Genomic DNA, 13,894 nt, shown 5'->3' with positions numbered 1-13,894 from the left:
GCCGGGCGTGCCCGCGAATGGGCCCATCAGGCCGGCACCGCCTTGGCCCGCTCCTCCCGCTCCCACACCCGATGCCGGGCCAGCGCCGCGACGAAGGCCTCCAGCGCCTTGGCATCACTGCCCACCATCAGCCCCGCGTCCACCTGCAGATGCAGCTTCTCCAACAACACCTTCGCGTCCTCGTGCACGGCGATCGGCTTGAGATGCTTGTAGGCCTCCAACAGGTAGTGCTGGGCCACACCGTTGCCGCCAAGCGCCTTGACCGACTCGGCGCCACCCGGCACATACACCGCATCGAACGCCACTGACGGCAGGCCTTCCATCGAAGCGTCCACCGCCAGGCGCTCGCCCTGGGCGCTGGTGATCGCCGCCGAAGTCGGCCCGAGCAGCCGGGCATGGGCACCTTCCGCCGCCAACAACTGGCGCAGTGCCGCGATCGCCGCACCCTCGACGCCATTCGCCGCGAGGATCGCCACCTTGCGCGTCCTGATATGCCCCGCCAGCAGATTCGCCTGACTCAGCGCCGGCGACTGCTCCAGCGCAGTCTTGCGCGTTGCCACCGTGCCCGCCTGCGGCGCCGGCAGGCCAAGGTTGGCGGCGACCCGCGCGGCCAGTTCCAGGTCGATATTGGCCAGGATCTCGTTCACCTGCCGCGCACGGATGAACTCGCGTTCCACCTTGCCCAACTCGAAGCTGTAGGCGGCGATGATGTGCTCCTTCTCGTGCGGGCTCATGCTGTTGAAGAACAGCCGGGCCTGGGAAAAGTGGTCGGAGAAGGATTCGCTGCGCTGGCGGATCTTGGCCGCATCGATCCGCTCGGGGTAACTCTCGAAGCCACCGTCCCGGGCCGCCGGAGGGGTTTCACGGGGCCAGCCGCCATCGATCGAGTTGGGCTCGTAGGACGCCCGGCCCTTGTCGATCACCGTACGGTGCTGGGCGTCGCGCTGGCTGCTGTGGAAGGGTGCCAGCGGCCGGTTGATCGGCAACTCGTGAAAGTTCGGCCCACCCAGGCGGCTGATCTGGGTATCGGTGTAGGAAAACAGCCGGCCTTGCAGCAGCGGGTCGTTGGAGAAGTCGATCCCCGGCACGATATGCCCGGGGCAGAAGGCGACCTGCTCGGTTTCGGCGAAGAAATTGTCGGGATTGCGATCGAGCACCATCTTGCCCAGCGGTGTGATTGGCACCAACTCCTCGGGAATCAGCTTGGTCGGGTCAAGGATGTCGAAGTCGAAGCTGTGCTCGTCTTCCTCGGCAATCACCTGTACCCCCAGCTCCCACTCGGGGTAGTCGCCGCTCTCGATCGATTCCCAGAGATCGCGACGATGGAAGTCGGTGTCCTTGCCCGCCAGCTTCTGCGCTTCGTCCCAGACCAGCGAGCAGGTGCCGACGCTGGGCCGCCAGTGGAACTTGACGAAGCGCGAGCCACCCTCGGCATCCACCAGGCGGAAGGTGTGCACGCCAAAGCCCTGCATGCTGCGCAGGTTGCGCGGAATCGCCCGGTCGGACATGGCCCAGATCACCGCATGGGCCGACTCCGGCACCAGCGAGACGAAGTCCCAGAAGGTGTCATGGGCCGAGCCACCGGTGGGGATTTCATTGTGCGGCTCGGGTTTCACCGCGTGGACGAAATCGGGAAACTTGATCGCGTCCTGGATGAAAAACACCGGCACGTTGTTGCCGACCAGGTCGAAATTGCCTTCCGTGGTGAAGAACTTCACTGCGAAACCGCGGATGTCGCGCACGGTATCCCCGGAACCGCGGGGGCCCTGCACCGTGGAGAAACGCACGAACACCGGGGTCCTGATGGCGGGGTCCTGGAGGAAACCGGCCTTGGTCAACGCCGCATGGTTGCCGTAGCTTTGAAAGTAGCCATGGGCGGCGGTGCCCCGGGCATGCACGATGCGCTCGGGGATCCGCTCATGGTCGAAATGCGTGATCTTTTCACGCATGATGAAATCTTCCAGCAATGAAGGCCCGCGCGCGCCGGCTTTCAGGCTGTTCTGGTTATCGGCGACCTTCACCCCCTGGTTGGTACGCAACGCCTGGCCGCTGGCATCGGAGCGGAACGGCTCCAGGCTCTGCAGCTTGTCGTTGGTGTTGCCGCGATCCAGGGTGTCGGTGCCAGCCAGTTGGCTCTGGTTGGCCTTGGGTTTCTTGGTACTCATCAGACGGTTTCCTCGGTTACAGTCGCCGCAGAGCTGCCGGATGATCGACAGGGTCCCGGCGAACGGGATTCGAAGTGCCTAACGAGTGACTGCCGCGGGTCCGAAGCCGTTCCTTTTTTCTGACCACTGATCGTGTTATTGCCAAATCGCAGGTCGCATGCGAAATAAATGCTAATAGCATCTATACGGACAGGCTAAAATGCGCGCCCGGCTAACCGCTGACCCCTTTCCATTGCGCCCCACAAGGTTCGCTACGTGATCGAGTTTCATAACGTCCATAAAACCTACCGGGTCGCCGGTAAGGAAATTCCCGCCCTGCACTCGACCCACCTGCGTGTCGAGGCAGGCCAGGTGTTCGGGCTGATCGGCCATTCCGGCGCCGGCAAAAGTACCCTGCTGCGCCTGATCAACCGCCTGGAAGCGCCCAGCGGCGGCAAGATCATCGTCGACGGCGAGGAAATCACCGCGCTCGACGCCAATGGCCTGCGGCGTTTCCGCCAGCAGGTCGGAATGATCTTCCAGCACTTCAACCTGCTGGCCTCCAAGACCGTCGCCGACAACGTCGCGCTGCCGCTGACCCTGGCCGGTGAACTGTCCCGCCGGGAGATCGACCAGCGCGTCACCGAGCTGCTGCAGCGCGTCGGCCTGGCCGATCACGCGAAGAAATATCCGTCGCAACTGTCCGGCGGGCAGAAACAGCGCGTCGGCATCGCCCGCGCCCTGGCGACCAAGCCCAAGATCCTGCTGTGCGACGAGGCCACCAGCGCCCTCGACCCGCAGACCACCGCCTCGGTCCTGCAACTGCTGGCCGAGATCAACCGCGAGCTGAAACTGACCATCGTCCTGATCACCCACGAGATGGACGTGATCCGCCGTGTCTGCGATGTAGTCGGCGTGATGGACGCCGGCGTGATCGTCGAGCAGGGCCCGGTGGCCGATGTGTTCCTGCACCCCAAGCACCCGACCACCCGGCGCTTCGTCCAGGAAGACGAACAGATCGACGAGAACGAGCAGCGCAACGACTTCGCCCACGTGCCGGGGCGCATCGTGCGCCTGACCTTCCAGGGCGAAGCCACCTACGCGCCGCTGCTGGGCACCGTGGCCCGTGAAACCGGAGTCGACTACAGCATCCTCGCCGGCCGTATCGATCGCATCAAGGACACCCCGTACGGGCAACTGACGCTGGCCATCACCGGTGGCGACCTGGACGCCGCCTTCGCCCGCTTCACCGCGGCTGACGTCCATATGGAGGTACTGCGCTGATGGACCTGTTCCTGAGCTTTTTCGCCAACATCGACTGGTCGGACATCTGGGAAGCCACCGGCGACACCATGTTGATGCTTGGCGGCTCGCTGCTGTTCACCGTGCTGCTCGGCCTGCCGCTGGGCGTGCTGCTGTTCCTGTGCAGCCCGCGCCAACTGCTCGAGCACAAGCCGACCTACTCGGCGCTGTCGTTCGTGGTCAACGTGGTGCGTTCGCTGCCGTTCATCATCCTGCTGATCGTGCTGATCCCCACCACCGTGTTCCTCACCGGTACCTCGCTGGGCGTGGCCGGCGCCATTCCGCCGCTGGTGATCGGCGCCGCGCCGTTCTTCGCCCGGCTGGTGGAAACCGCGCTGCGCGAAGTCGACCGCGGCATCATCGAAGCGACCCAGGCCATGGGCGCGACCACCCGCCAGATCGTCTTCAATGCACTGCTGCCGGAGGCCCGTCCGGGCATCCTCGCGGCCATCACCGTGACGACCATCACCCTGGTAGGCTATACCGCCATGGCCGGTGTGGTCGGGGCCGGCGGCCTCGGCGACCTGGCAATCCGCTATGGTTACCAGCGGTTCCAGAACGATGTGATGCTGGTCACCGTGGTCATGCTGGTGGTGCTGGTGCAGGTCCTGCAGACCATCGGCGACAAGCTCGTGGCGCGGTTCTCCCGCAAGTAACGGGCAACACCCCAACGCTTTCGCAACCTACTGAATCGCCGGCCCGGGGCCGGCAGATGCCAAGCGGCATCTCACATGGAGTCGTTCGATGAAAAAACTGATCGCTGCCTTCGCCGCCGTCGCGGCGTTTTCCGCCAACGCCGCGCAAACCCTGAGCGTGGCCGCCAGCCCGGTGCCCCACGCGGAAATCCTCGAATTCGTCAAGCCAGTCCTGGCCAAGGAAGGCGTGGACCTGAAGGTCAAGGTCTTCACCGACTACGTGCAGCCGAACGTACAGGTCGCCGAGAAGCGCCTGGACGCCAACTTCTTCCAGCACCAGCCGTACCTGGATGAGTTCAACAAGTCCAAGGGCACCCACCTGGTCAGCATCGCCGGCGTACACGTCGAGCCGCTGGGCGCCTACTCCAGCAAGTACAAGAAGCTGGAAGACCTGCCAGGCGGCGCCACCGTGGTGATCCCGAACGACGCCACCAACGGCGGCCGGGCGCTGCTGGTGCTGGAAAAGGCCGGCCTGATCAAGCTCAAGGACGCGCACAACATCCTGTCGACGCCCAAGGACATCGCCGAAAACCCGAAAGACCTGAAATTCCGTGAACTGGAAGCGGCGACCATCCCGCGCGTGCTGACCCAGGTCGACCTGGCGCTGATCAATACCAACTACGCCCTGGAAGCCAAGCTCGATCCGTCCAAGGACGCACTGTTCATCGAGGGCAAGGACTCGCCTTACGTGAACATCCTGGTGGCCCGTCCGGACGACAAGGATTCGGACGCCCTGAAGAAGCTGGTTGCCGCGCTGCACAGCCCGGAAGTGAAGGCGTTCATCCTCGAGAAGTACAAGGGTTCGATCGTTCCGGCGTTCTGACCCCCAGGCCCATTCGCGGCGGTTCGGCGCCCCGACAAGCCCTGCTCCTACAAACGGCGCTGACCTGTGCCGATCGTTCCCACGCTCCGCGAGGGAACGATCAGCGCGGGCCGTTTCAGGCCTGCAGGCACTCCAGCAGGCAATCCAGCGCCGGCTGGCGCTGGGCGCGGCGCAATACCGCGATCAGCTGACGCTCGAAGGTCAGCTCGCCCAGCTCGATGACCCGCAACTGATCCACTCGCTGCAGCCAAAGCCCGGCCCTGGGCACCAGCGACACTCCCAGCCCGCATTCGACCATCCGCGCAATCGCCTCGATCTCGTCCAGCTCCAGCACATCACGCACCTGGATCCGTTGCTCGCGCAGGAACTGGCTGACCAGCCGCCCACCGAACGAACCCCGGTCATAACGCACGAACGGCTGCTCGGCGAGCAGTTGCCGCGGGTCGTCGCCCGTGACCTGCCGGGGCGCGATCAGTACGAAGGCCTCGCTGGCCAGGGGAATCGCCAGCAACTCCTTGGGCAGCTCGAATGGCGGCCGGATCAGCAACGCCAGGTCCAGCTCACCGGCATCGACCTGGCTCAGCAGGTTGAGCGACACCCCGGGCACCAGCTTCAGGTCGACCCGCGGCGCCGCCTCGCGGAACCTCGGCAGGGCCCGCGGCAGCAGGCCGGTCTGCACCGTGGCGATGGCGCCGATGCGCAGCTCGCCCTGCCATTGCGCAGCGGCCGTGGGTAACGCCATCGCGCGATACAGGCTGAGGATCTGCTCGGCCAGCGGCAACGCATGACGCCCGGCCGCGTTCAGCACCGCCGCCCGGCCGCTGCGGTCGAACAGGCGTACGCCGAGGTTCTGCTCCAGCACCCGCATCTGTGCGCTGACCGCCGACTGGGTCAGCCCCAACTGCTGCCCGGCGGCGACGAAGGTGCCTTCGCGGGCCACACGGATGAAGGTCTTGAGTTCTCGCAACATCAGGCTCGTCCAGGGAGATGAAACAGGCGGTGGAGGGCAGCATACGACAAAATAATTTGATCTCGACCGCAAGAATATGCGCTTTTCAACAAAATAATCGTCTCTAGACTGAAAGCTCCTTTCTCACTGATGGTACCCGCCATGGCGCTTTCTCCCTTTCATCTGGCCATTCCTGTCCATGACCTGGCCGCGGCCCGGCACTTCTATGGCGAAGTATTCGGCTGCCCCGAGGGGCGCAGCAGCGATCATTGGGTGGACTTCGATTTCTTCGGCCACCAGTTGGTGATCCACTACCAGGCCAGGACCGCGGCGCAGGAACAGGCCATGAGCAACCCGGTGGACGGTCATGATGTGCCGGTGCCACATTTCGGCGTCGTGCTGGGCTGGGCCGAGTGGGAGGCGCTGGCCGAACGGCTGCGGGCTCGCCAGACACGGTTCGTGATCGAACCCTACGTGCGCTTCAAGGGCCAGGTCGGCGAGCAGGCGACCCTGTTCCTGCTCGATCCCTGTGGCAATGCGCTGGAATTCAAGGCGTTCAAGGATATCGGGCAGTTATTTGCGAAATAGTCTAGCGGTGGCCTTTGGGGCCTCTTCGCGGCGATGCGGCGTCCCGACAAGCCCGCGAAGAGGCCCTCAAGGCCACAACACTAGTTGCGCTTGAGCATGTTCGGCAACTGCGCCACCAGCTTCTGGTTGTTCAGCGGCGCCCGAATGAACCCGCGCTGGTTGCCATCCGGCCCGACGATCGCCAGGTTGCCGCTGTGGTCGACGGTGTAGTTCGGCTTGCTGGTATCGGCCGGAATGAACGGAATGCTCACCGCATTCGCCAGCTTCTGCAGGTCCTCGATGGAGCCCGCCGTCAACCCGCGGAACTGCGGGTCGAAATACCCCAGGTACTGCTTGAGCTGCCTGGGGTTGTCCCGGTTGGGGTCGACACTCACCAGGATGATCTGCAGCTTGTCCACCGCGTCCCTGGGCAGTTCGCTCTTGATCTGCCGCAACTGCGCGAGGGTGGTCGGACAGATGTCCGGGCAGAAGGTGTAGCCGAAGAACAGCAGGGTCCACTTGCCCTTGAGCTGGTCGATCGACACCGGCTGGCCGTCCTGGTCGGTCATCTTCACGTCCGGCAGCGTGCGGCTCTGCGGCAGCAGGATGATGCCGGCATCGATCAGCGCGGTGGTATCGCCCTGGCCCTTGCCGTTGAGGACCTTGTTGACCGTCAGCCCCAGGATCAGGGCCACCACGGCGACGAGAATGAAAACGGTTTTCTGGGTTCGAGTCATAGGTTCAACAGTAGGTAGTGGTCGACGAGCAGCGCGATGAACAGCAGGAACAAGTACCAGATAGAGTACTTGAAGGCGCCGATCGCCGCCTGCGGCCGGCTGCCACGGTACAGCACCCAGGCCCATTGCAGGAAGCGCGCGCCCAGGCCCAGGGCGCAGAGCAGGTAGAGCACGCCGCTCATGTGGATCACGAACGGCAGCAGGCTGACCGCCAGCAGGACGCAGGTGTACAGCAGGATATGCACCTTGGTGTAGTGCTCGCCGTGGGTCACCGGCAGCATCGGGATATCGGCCTTGGCGTACTCCTCCTTGCGGTGGATCGCCAGGGCCCAGAAATGCGGCGGGGTCCAGGCGAAGATAATCAGCACCAGCAGCAGCGGCTCGGCGCCCAGGTGCCCGGTAGCCGCGACCCAGCCCAGCAGCGGCGGCGCCGCGCCGGCCAGGCCGCCGATCACGATATTCTGTGGTGTGGCGCGCTTGAGGAAACCGGTGTAGATCACTGCGTAGCCGAGCAGCGAGGCCAGGGTCAGCCAGGCGGTCAGCGGGTTGGTGAAGGCCAGCAGCAACGCCTGGCCGAGCACCGCCAGCAGCAGCGCGAAGGCCAGTGCCGCCGACGGCGAAACGCGGCCCTCGGCGAGCGGGCGCTTGTGGGTCCGGGCCATCACCGCGTCGATCCGCCGGTCCACCACATGGTTGACCGCCGCCGCGCCGGCCGCGCACAGGCCGATACCGAGGTTGCCGAACACCAGCACCGTCCACGGCACCCCGGCGCGCGTGGCGAGAAACATGCCCACCAGCGAGGTGATCAGCATCAGTACCACCACCTTGGGCTTGGTCAGCTCCAGATAGTCGCGCCAGATCGCCTGGCGGTGACGCTCGCCGGCTACAGTCGCCATGGCATCTCTCCCTTGATGGTGATGGGTCCGTGCACCGCCCCGCGGGGGCTGAGCCGCCAGCGGGCAGGCGCCTGCCGACGCACCCGCACCAGGGCGGTCCGCGCGTGATAGTTGACCAGCACCAGCGTCAGCAGCAGAAGCGCGCCGCCGGCGTTGTGGGCCACGGCCACCGGCAGGGGCAGGTGGAAATAGACGTTGCTCAGGCCCAGGCCGATCTGTGCCGCCAGGGCGCACAGCAGCAGCCCGGCCAGGCGGGTCATGCCGACCACCCGCAACTGCCAGGCCAGCCCCAGCAGCACCAGGGTCACCAGCAGCGCGCCAATGCGGTGGGTCAGGTGAATCGCCGTGCGGGCCTCGCTGTCGAGCTGGCCGCCCAGGTAGTTCGGGCCGATGTGCTGGGTCAGGTGAAAACCGTTGGCGAAGTCCGCCGCCGGCCACCATTGGCCATGGCAGGTCGGCAGGTCGATGCAGGCCACCGCGGCATAGTTGGAACTGACCCAGCCGCCGAGGGCGATCTGCAGGATCACCAGCAGCAGCCCGGCCGTTGCCCAGCGTTGCAGGCGCCGGGGCACCGCCAGCGCCGGCAACACGCCGGACAGGCGCAGGGTCAGCAGGAACAGCAGGCTCAAGGTGGCGAAACCGCCGAGCAGATGGCCGGTCACCACCTGCGGCCAAAGCTTGAGGGTCACCGTCCACATGCCGAACGCGGCCTGGGCGAGCACCACCGCCAGCAGGAACAGCGGCAGCTTCAGCGGCTGGCCTTCACGGCGCCGTTCCCTCCAGGAACGGGCCGCCAGGACGACGATCGCCAGGGCCAGGGTACCGGCGAAATAGCGGTGGATCATTTCGTTCCAGCCCTTGTGCGCCTCCACCGGCGAATCGGGGAAATGCAGTTCGGCATGGGCCAACTGGGCCTCGCTCTTGGGCACGCCGATGAATCCGTAGCAACCCGGCCAGTCCGGGCAGCCGAGGCCGGCATGGGTCAGGCGGGTGTAGGCACCGAGCAGCACGACGATCAGCGCCAGCAGGGTGGCAAACAGCGCGAGGCGGAATCCTGGCTTGGCCATGCCGTTCTCCTTAGCCGATGTTCGACAGTTTCAGCAGTTGGCGCAGGTCGTTGAGCAGGTCCTTGCCCTTGACCCGGGCGTCGTAGCGCAGCACCAGGTTGCCGTGGGGGTCGATGATCCACAGTTGTGGCGCGGCGGCGCCCCGGATCTGGCGGGTGTAGGCGGGCAGATCGAGGGCATAGCGTTGCAGTTGCGGATACTCGCGTTGCAGCTTGGCCGCGTAGTCGTCGGCCAGTGGCTGCGCGGTTGCGAGCGCGTGACTGGCCCGCGAGGCATCGCGTCCCAGGCCGATATGGATCTGCCGCGCCAGGTAGACCAATTGCTGGCAGTCCACCGAGCACGCCTGCGGCGCGGTCACCAGCAGTTGCCAGCGGGTCTCTTCGGCCTGTATCCCGAGGTCGGCACGGCCCTGGCCGTTGCCGATCAGTTCGCCGTGGTAGCTGCGGCCTTCCGGCACCCAGAACTGCAGCTTGTACATGCCGGTGGCCAGGAGCATCGGTCCGATGACCATCAGCACGATGAGGATCAGTTGCCAGCGACCACGGGCACGCACGCCCGGCTGACGTGGCTCAGTGGTGTCGAATGGATTCATGGCCGCTCCCATGCTGTTTCTCCCTTGCGTTATGCCATCCGAGATAGAGATAGAGACCGAACAGGGCCAGGGCCATGGCGAACCACTGCACGGCGTAGCCGAGGTGCTTTTCCGGCCCCATGCCTTCGGCCACTACCGGCCAGCCGGTTTCGTAGCTGCCGGGGCCGGGCTCCTGGCGCAGTTCGTAGGCGAAGCCGTCACGGCCCAGTTCCTTCCACAGCCTGTCCGGTTCGATCGCGGTCACCAGTCGCGGCCAGGCGGCATCGGCCGGGTCGGCGTGCAACTGGAAGGTCGCGCCCGGCGCCACGTAGACCCAGGCGTCGAGGTTCAGCACCTGCTCCGGCGTGCTGAACGACGGTGGGGTGCGCCGTTGCGGCCAGGGCAGCCAGCCACGGTTGACCAGCAACCAGAGCCCGCTGGCCTGGTCGTGGAACGGCTGGATGAGCTCGACGCCAACCCGGCCGTTGCGAATGCGGTTGTCCAGCAGGTAGCTGTGCTCGCCATCGAACTGGCCGCGCAGGCGCACCCGGCGAAAGGCCGGATCGGCCTTGTCGTGGAGCTGCCCGACGCTCAGCGGCTCGGCCATGCGCCGCTGGGCATGACTGTCGAGCAACACCCGCTTCTCCTCGCCACGGTGCAGTTGCCAGAAACCCAGCGACACCAGCACCGGCAGCAACAACAGCACCACCAGGGTCGGGGCCACGCCGGGACGAAAGTGCCTCATGCTGGCACCCCATGGACAGGAAGCGGGCTCGCTATACTCAAATACATGCGCATCTCCCCCCGGAGTCTCACCATGCTCAAAGCGGCGATAGTCCTGATGCTGATTGCCACGGTGGTCAGCCTGTTCAGCGGCCTGTTCTTTCTGGTCAGGGACGAGGGTCCGTCCCATCGCCTGCTGACCGCGTTGACCCTTCGTGTCGTCCTCGCCGCGGCCACCCTCGGCTTGATCACCTGGGGCTTCTACAGCGGCCAACTGGTCTCCAGCGCCCCCTGGTAGGCGGGCGCCGCGTTCACAGCACGTAGACGAAAACGAACAGACCGATCCAGACCACGTCGACGAAGTGCCAGTACCAGCTCGCCGCCTCGAAGCCGAACTGGTGCTCGGCGTCGAAGTGCCCGCGCAGGATGCGTACCAGCATCACGAACAGGATCAGCGTGCCGATGGTCACATGGGCACCGTGGAACCCGGTGAGCATGAAGAACGTCGCACCGTAGATGCCCGAACCGAGGGTCAGGCCCAGTTCGTGGTAGGCGTGCAGGTATTCCTTGGCCTGGAAGCCGAGGAACGCCAGCCCGAGCAGCACCGTCAGCGCCAGCCAGGCTTTCAGCGCGCCACGGTGGCCCTTCTTCAGGGCATGGTGGGCAAAGGTCACCGTCACGCTGGAGCTGACCAGCAGTACGGTGTTGAGCAGCGGCAGGCCCCACGGGCTGATGGTGCCCTTGGGTGACGGGAAGAGTTTCGGGTCCGGGTTGTCCAGCAGCGGCCAGGCTTTCTGGAACTCCGGCCAGAGCATATGGGCCAGGCCCTTGGCGCCACCTTCACCGGCCAGCCACGGCACCGACATGTGCCGCACGTAGAACAGCGCGCCGAAGAAGGCGATGAAGAACATCACCTCGGAAAAGATGAACCAGCTCATGCCCCAACGGAACGAACGATCCATCTGCGGGCTGTAGAGGCCGGAGCGGCTTTCCCTGATCACCGCGCCGAACCAGCCGAACAGCATGTAGGCCAGCAGCAGGCCGCCGACGAAGAAGATCAGCGGGCCATGGGATTCCGGGCGGGCCGCCTTGAGGTCGTTGAACCAGGTGCCCAGGCCGTAGACCGTGACCAGCAGGCCGAGGGTGGCGATGATCGGCCACTTGCTCTGGGCCGGGACGTAGTAATGCTCGTGGGTTGGAGTCGCCATCTATTGTTCTCCTTGTCGGGCACGCCGACTGGCCTACCCTCCCGAGTGGGCCCCGGGTGGGTTGTGGGCGGTGATGTCGAACAGCGTGTAGGCCAGCGTCAGGTGCTTCACATCCCTGGGCATGTCACGGTCAACGATGAAACGGACCGGCATCTCGACCCGCTCCCCGGGCTTGAGCGTCTGCTGGGTGAAGCAGAAACATTCGGTCTTGTGGAAATACACCGCCGCATTGCCCGGGGAAATGCTCGGGATGGCCTGGGCCTTCATCACCCGGTCGGTAGGGTTGTAGGCGACGAAGATCATCTCGTTCACGGCACCGGGGTGGACGTCGATCCGGTCGGCCTTGGGGTAGAACGCCCAGACCATGTCCACCGCGTTGGTGGAGAGGAACTGCACGCCGATCTGGCGCGAGGCATCCACCACCTGCTCACCCTCGTACTGGCCGGCGGTCTTGCCATTGATGCCGAACGCCTTGCACATCACGTCGTAGATCGGCACCAGGGCGAAGCCGAAGGCGAACATCGCCACCACCACCAGCAGCAGTCGGCTGACCAGGCGCCTGAGTGAAACCGAGTCGCTCATCGGACGGTCCTCCCGGTCACTTCACTTCCGGCGGCGTGGTGAAGGTGTGGTACGGCGCCGGCGACGGAATGCTCCACTCCAGGCCCTCGGCACCGTCCCACGGCTTGGCCGGCGCTGCCGGGCCGCCACGGATGCACTTGATGACGATGAACAGGAACAGCAACTGCGTGGTGCCGAACATGAAGCCACCGATCGACGAGACCATGTTGAAGTCGGCGAACTGCAGGTTGTAGTCGGGAATCCGCCGCGGCATACCGGCAAGGCCGACGAAGTGCATCGGGAAGAAGGTCAGGTTCATGCCGACGAACGACAGCCAGAAATGCAGCTTGCCCAGGGTTTCGTCGTACATGTGGCCGGTCCACTTCGGCAGCCAGTAGTAGGCCGAGGCGAAGATGCCGAAGATCGCCCCCGGCACCAGCACGTAGTGGAAGTGCGCCACCACGAAGTAGGTGTCCTGGTACTGGAAATCCGCCGGCGCGATCGCCAGCATCAGCCCGGAGAAGCCGCCGATGGAGAACAGGATGACGAACGCCACGGCGAACAGCATCGGCGTCTCGAAAGTCAGCGAACCCTGCCACATGGTGCTGACCCAGTTGAACACCTTCACCCCGGTCGGCACCGCGATCAGCATGGTCGCGTACATGAAGAACAGCTCGCCCACCAGCGGGATGCCGACCACGAACATGTGGTGCGCCCAGACGATGAACGACAGGAAGGCGATGCTCGCCGTGGCGTAGACCATCGAGGTGTAGCCGAACAGCGGCTTGCGCGAGAAGGTCGGGATGATCGCGCTGACGGCGCCGAAGGCCGGCAGGATCATGATGTACACCTCGGGATGGCCGAAGAACCAGAACACGTGCTGGAACAGCACCGGGTCACCGCCGCCGGCGGCACTGAAGAAACTGGTGCCGAAGTGGATGTCCATCAGCATCATGGTCACGCAGCCGGCCAGCACCGGCATCACCGCGATCAGCAGGAAGGCGGTGATCAGCCAGGTCCAGACGAACAGCGGCATCTTCATCAACGTCATGCCCGGGGCCCGCAGGTTGAGGATGGTCGAGACCACGTTGATCGCGCCCATGATCGAACTGATGCCCATCAGGTGGATGGCGAAGATGAAATAGGTGACGCTTTCCGGCGCGTAGGTGGTCGACAGCGGCGCATAGAAGGTCCAGCCGAAGTTCGGTCCGCCACCGGCGCTGAACAGGGTCGAGACCAGCAGGCCGAACGCCGCCGGCAGCAGCCAGAAGCTGAAGTTGTTCATCCGCGGCAGGGCCATGTCCGGCGCGCCGATCATCAACGGGATCATCCAGTTGGCGAGGCCGACGAAGGCCGGCATCACCGCGCCGAAGACCATCACCAGGCCATGCATGGTGGTCATCTGGTTGAAGAACGCCGGCTGCACGATCTGCAGGCCGGGCTGGAACAGCTCGGCGCGGATCACCATGGCGAACGAGCCGCCGATCAGGAACATGGCGAAACTGAACCACAGGTACAGCGTGCCGATATCCTTGTGGTTGGTGGTCAGCACCCAGCGCATCAGGCCCTTGGCGGGACCGTGGGCGTGGTCACCGGCGTGACCATGGTCATCGATCACAGCACTCATGTCCTGTCTCCTGCAGAGGTTTGA

Annotated in this window: 15 protein-coding genes; 5 read left to right on the top strand and 10 right to left on the bottom strand. The window is 65.0% G+C overall.

What is annotated here, in order from left to right:
• Nucleotides 1-26: 26 nt before the first annotated feature.
• Nucleotides 27-2,165, bottom strand: coding sequence for a catalase HPII (gene katE / locus ACZ5KU_RS00355; RefSeq protein WP_464736704.1), 2,139 nt, complete (start codon nt 2,163-2,165; stop codon nt 27-29).
• 255 nt (nt 2,166-2,420) lie between these two features.
• On the opposite strand from katE, the gene ACZ5KU_RS00350 reads away from it, so the two are divergent.
• From ACZ5KU_RS00350 to ACZ5KU_RS00340, 3 genes are all read left to right on the top strand, one after another.
• Nucleotides 2,421-3,428 carry a methionine ABC transporter ATP-binding protein gene (locus ACZ5KU_RS00350; protein ID WP_464736703.1) on the top strand — a complete coding sequence of 336 codons (1,008 nt, stop codon included), beginning with the start codon at nt 2,421-2,423 and terminating at the stop codon, nt 3,426-3,428.
• Nucleotides 3,428-4,102 carry a methionine ABC transporter permease gene (locus ACZ5KU_RS00345; protein WP_054063385.1) on the top strand — a complete coding sequence of 225 codons (675 nt, stop codon included), beginning with the start codon at nt 3,428-3,430 and terminating at the stop codon, nt 4,100-4,102. Before ACZ5KU_RS00350 ends, ACZ5KU_RS00345 begins: the two co-directional genes overlap by 1 nt.
• Before the next feature lie 88 nt (nt 4,103-4,190).
• Nucleotides 4,191-4,964 carry a MetQ/NlpA family ABC transporter substrate-binding protein gene (locus ACZ5KU_RS00340; RefSeq protein ID WP_054058285.1) on the top strand — a complete coding sequence of 258 codons (774 nt, stop codon included), beginning with the start codon at nt 4,191-4,193 and terminating at the stop codon, nt 4,962-4,964.
• Between the two features lie 115 nt (nt 4,965-5,079).
• On the opposite strand, the gene ACZ5KU_RS00335 is transcribed toward ACZ5KU_RS00340, so the two are convergent.
• A complete protein-coding gene (locus ACZ5KU_RS00335) occupies nt 5,080-5,934 on the bottom strand; it encodes a LysR family transcriptional regulator (RefSeq protein WP_054063386.1) in 855 nt (284 codons plus the stop codon).
• A gap of 141 nt (nt 5,935-6,075) precedes the next feature.
• Here ACZ5KU_RS00335 and ACZ5KU_RS00330 point away from each other — a divergent pair, with 141 nt between their 5' ends.
• Nucleotides 6,076-6,501, top strand: a complete 426-nt coding sequence (locus ACZ5KU_RS00330; RefSeq protein WP_416771190.1) for a VOC family protein — start codon at nt 6,076-6,078, stop codon at nt 6,499-6,501.
• Between the two features lie 80 nt (nt 6,502-6,581).
• Here the strand turns inward: ACZ5KU_RS00330 and ACZ5KU_RS00325 are convergent, their stop codons facing one another.
• From ACZ5KU_RS00325 to ACZ5KU_RS00305, 5 genes are read right to left on the bottom strand one after another with little or no spacing between them, the layout of a single operon-like run.
• Nucleotides 6,582-7,217, bottom strand: a complete 636-nt coding sequence (locus tag ACZ5KU_RS00325) for an SCO family protein (RefSeq protein WP_054060596.1) — start codon at nt 7,215-7,217, stop codon at nt 6,582-6,584.
• The gene (cyoE, locus tag ACZ5KU_RS00320) at nt 7,214-8,113 is read right to left on the bottom strand and encodes a heme o synthase (protein ID WP_464736702.1); all 900 of its coding nucleotides are present in this window, start codon (nt 8,111-8,113) and stop codon (nt 7,214-7,216) included. The genes ACZ5KU_RS00325 and cyoE overlap by 4 nt, the downstream gene beginning before the upstream one ends.
• On the bottom strand, nt 8,101-9,180 hold the full coding sequence (locus ACZ5KU_RS00315) for a COX15/CtaA family protein (RefSeq protein ID WP_054063389.1): 1,080 nt from the start codon (nt 9,178-9,180) through the stop codon (nt 8,101-8,103). The genes cyoE and ACZ5KU_RS00315 overlap by 13 nt, the downstream gene beginning before the upstream one ends.
• Before the next feature lie 10 nt (nt 9,181-9,190).
• On the bottom strand, nt 9,191-9,784 hold the full coding sequence (locus tag ACZ5KU_RS00310; protein WP_054057602.1) for a hypothetical protein: 594 nt from the start codon (nt 9,782-9,784) through the stop codon (nt 9,191-9,193).
• Nucleotides 9,750-10,496, bottom strand: coding sequence for an SURF1 family protein (locus tag ACZ5KU_RS00305; protein WP_054057603.1), 747 nt, complete (start codon nt 10,494-10,496; stop codon nt 9,750-9,752). The genes ACZ5KU_RS00310 and ACZ5KU_RS00305 overlap by 35 nt, the downstream gene beginning before the upstream one ends.
• A gap of 72 nt (nt 10,497-10,568) precedes the next feature.
• On the opposite strand from ACZ5KU_RS00305, the gene ACZ5KU_RS00300 reads away from it, so the two are divergent.
• Nucleotides 10,569-10,772 (top strand): twin transmembrane helix small protein, encoded by a 204-nt coding sequence (locus ACZ5KU_RS00300; RefSeq protein ID WP_054063391.1) that lies wholly within the window; start codon nt 10,569-10,571, stop codon nt 10,770-10,772.
• A gap of 13 nt (nt 10,773-10,785) precedes the next feature.
• On the opposite strand, the gene ACZ5KU_RS00295 is transcribed toward ACZ5KU_RS00300, so the two are convergent.
• Genes ACZ5KU_RS00295 through ctaD form a run of 3 tightly spaced genes read right to left on the bottom strand, consistent with a single transcriptional unit; the run spans nt 10,786 to nt 13,870 of the window.
• Nucleotides 10,786-11,682 carry a cytochrome c oxidase subunit 3 gene (locus ACZ5KU_RS00295; protein WP_054057605.1) on the bottom strand — a complete coding sequence of 299 codons (897 nt, stop codon included), beginning with the start codon at nt 11,680-11,682 and terminating at the stop codon, nt 10,786-10,788.
• 33 nt (nt 11,683-11,715) lie between these two features.
• A complete protein-coding gene (locus ACZ5KU_RS00290; protein ID WP_054057606.1) occupies nt 11,716-12,264 on the bottom strand; it encodes a cytochrome c oxidase assembly protein in 549 nt (182 codons plus the stop codon).
• A 16-nt stretch (nt 12,265-12,280) separates the two neighbouring features.
• On the bottom strand, nt 12,281-13,870 hold the full coding sequence (ctaD, locus tag ACZ5KU_RS00285; RefSeq protein WP_054057607.1) for a cytochrome c oxidase subunit I: 1,590 nt from the start codon (nt 13,868-13,870) through the stop codon (nt 12,281-12,283).
• Nucleotides 13,871-13,894 lie beyond the last annotated feature (24 nt).

The sequence above is a fragment of the Pseudomonas sp. Tof1 genome (genome assembly GCF_055390395.1).
The sequence above is the reverse complement of the archived record's forward strand: the minus strand, read 5'-3'. Positions and strand labels throughout refer to the sequence as shown.

Coding starts and splice junctions, on each gene's coding strand:
- katE (WP_464736704.1), bottom strand. CDS start 2,165: ATGAGTACCAAGAAACCCAAGGCCAACCAGAGCCAACTGGCTGGCACC.
- ACZ5KU_RS00345 (WP_054063385.1), top strand. CDS start 3,428: ATGGACCTGTTCCTGAGCTTTTTCGCCAACATCGACTGGTCGGACATC.
- ACZ5KU_RS00340 (WP_054058285.1), top strand. CDS start 4,191: ATGAAAAAACTGATCGCTGCCTTCGCCGCCGTCGCGGCGTTTTCCGCC.
- ACZ5KU_RS00335 (WP_054063386.1), bottom strand. CDS start 5,934: ATGTTGCGAGAACTCAAGACCTTCATCCGTGTGGCCCGCGAAGGCACC.
- ACZ5KU_RS00330 (WP_416771190.1), top strand. CDS start 6,076: ATGGCGCTTTCTCCCTTTCATCTGGCCATTCCTGTCCATGACCTGGCC.
- ACZ5KU_RS00325 (WP_054060596.1), bottom strand. CDS start 7,217: ATGACTCGAACCCAGAAAACCGTTTTCATTCTCGTCGCCGTGGTGGCC.
- cyoE (WP_464736702.1), bottom strand. CDS start 8,113: ATGGCGACTGTAGCCGGCGAGCGTCACCGCCAGGCGATCTGGCGCGAC.
- ACZ5KU_RS00315 (WP_054063389.1), bottom strand. CDS start 9,180: ATGGCCAAGCCAGGATTCCGCCTCGCGCTGTTTGCCACCCTGCTGGCG.
- ACZ5KU_RS00310 (WP_054057602.1), bottom strand. CDS start 9,784: ATGGGAGCGGCCATGAATCCATTCGACACCACTGAGCCACGTCAGCCG.
- ACZ5KU_RS00305 (WP_054057603.1), bottom strand. CDS start 10,496: ATGAGGCACTTTCGTCCCGGCGTGGCCCCGACCCTGGTGGTGCTGTTG.
- ACZ5KU_RS00300 (WP_054063391.1), top strand. CDS start 10,569: ATGCTCAAAGCGGCGATAGTCCTGATGCTGATTGCCACGGTGGTCAGC.
- ACZ5KU_RS00295 (WP_054057605.1), bottom strand. CDS start 11,682: ATGGCGACTCCAACCCACGAGCATTACTACGTCCCGGCCCAGAGCAAG.
- ACZ5KU_RS00290 (WP_054057606.1), bottom strand. CDS start 12,264: ATGAGCGACTCGGTTTCACTCAGGCGCCTGGTCAGCCGACTGCTGCTG.
- ctaD (WP_054057607.1), bottom strand. CDS start 13,870: ATGAGTGCTGTGATCGATGACCATGGTCACGCCGGTGACCACGCCCAC.